The following is a 1,496-nucleotide window of genomic DNA, read 5'->3' as shown; positions in this document are numbered from 1 at the left end:
CCCGGCTGCCCGAAGGTCTCGCCGAGCTGGTCCGTGGGCCGCGCGCCCTGGAGCTTCTGCCGGCCGCGGCCGACGGCCTCCAGGGTCTTGGTCAGCACCGACTGGAACGCCTGGAACTGCGCCTCGACGTACGTGTCCGCGCGCCTGCGCTGCTCCTGCGGGTCGGCGCTGCGCTCCGGCGCCTCGCCCGCCGGGTCCTGGCCGGCGTCGAAGGACTGCGGGTCGTCGTACCCGGGGGCGCGGCCCAGCAGCTTGTCCCGGCCGCGGTCGACCGAGCCGATGGTCTTGGTGAGGACGACCTCGAAGTTGGCGAGCTTGCTGTCGACGTAGTCGTCGGCCTCGACGCTGATCTGCTCGGCCTCCTGGCGGGCCTCGCCGAGGATCCGGTCGGCCTCGGCCCGGGCGTGCCGGGCGACCTCGGTGTCGGAGATCAGCGCGCCGCGCCGGGACTGCGCCTCGTCGAGGATCTGCTCGGCCTCGCGGCGCGCCTCCTCGACCAGTTGCTCGCGCCCGCCGAGCAGCTGCTGCGCCTGGGCGAGCGACCCGGGGAGGGCCTCGCGCACCTCGTTCAGCATGCCGAGCAGCTCGGCGCGGTTGACCACGCACGACGCCGACATGGGCATGGACCGCGCGCCCTGCAGGGCTTCCGCGATCTCGTCGAGCTTCCTCTGCACGTCCATGGGGAAAGACTCTACGGCGCCCGGCTAGGAGTTGGTGAGGCGTTCGTCAAGTGCCCGGTTGACAACCGGGGGTACGAGGTGGGATACGTCACCACCCCAGGTGGCGACCTCCTTGACCAGGCTGGAGGAGAGGAAGCTGTAAGTCGGGTTGGTGGGGACGAAGAGCGTCTCGACGCCCGACAGGCCGTTGTTCATCTGGGCCATCTGGAGCTCGTAGTCGAAGTCGCTGACGGCACGCAGCCCCTTGACGATGGCGGGGATGTCGCGCTCCTTGCAGTAGTCCACGAGGAGGCCGTGGAAGCTCTCGACCTCCACGTTGCCGTACTCCGCGGTGCACTGGCGGATGAGGTCCATCCGCTCGTCGACGGTGAACATCCCCTTCTTCGACTTGTTGATCATCACGGCGACGTGCACGACGTCGTAGAGCTTCGAGGCCCGGGCGATGATGTCGAGATGCCCGTTGGTGATGGGGTCGAAGGACCCCGGACAGACGGCGCGGCGCAACGGTGGTTCCTCGCTCTCGGTTCCGGTCATGAGGGTCGTGGGTCGGGGAGGGTGTCGGTGGCGGGTCCGGAGGGTCAGCGGGCCGGTGAGGCGGCGCGACCGTACCAGAGCGTGCCCTCGCCGTAGCGCCTGGCCCGCAGCCCCTCGAACCCGCCGGGCCAGGGGAATTCACCGCCTCGCGTGCTGCGCTCCACGGTGGCGAGCGCGCCCGGGGACAGCCAGTCGTGCGCACGGAGTGTGACGAGTATCTCGCCCACCGCGGCGTCGGTCACCTCGTACGGCGGGTCGAGGAAGACCACGTCGTACGGGTCC

Annotated in this window: 3 protein-coding genes; all 3 read right to left on the bottom strand. The window is 70.3% G+C overall.

Features of this window, described 5'->3' with window-relative positions:
- On the bottom strand, positions 1-680 hold a 680-nt coding region (locus tag H5J30_RS32755), incomplete at its 3' end, for a F0F1 ATP synthase subunit B (RefSeq protein ID WP_220189579.1).
- Positions 681-704: 24 nt separating this feature from the next.
- A complete protein-coding gene (gene coaD, locus H5J30_RS32750; RefSeq protein WP_220189580.1) occupies positions 705-1,184 on the bottom strand; it encodes a pantetheine-phosphate adenylyltransferase in 480 nt (159 codons plus the stop codon).
- A gap of 74 nt (positions 1,185-1,258) precedes the next feature.
- On the bottom strand, positions 1,259-1,496 hold a 238-nt coding region (locus tag H5J30_RS32745), incomplete at its 5' end, for an RsmD family RNA methyltransferase (RefSeq protein ID WP_181791309.1).

Source organism: Streptomyces phytophilus, from assembly GCF_013870535.1.
Taxonomy (GTDB): domain Bacteria; phylum Actinomycetota; class Actinomycetes; order Streptomycetales; family Streptomycetaceae; genus Streptomyces; species Streptomyces phytophilus.
The sequence above is the reverse complement of the archived record's forward strand: the minus strand, read 5'-3'. Positions and strand labels throughout refer to the sequence as shown.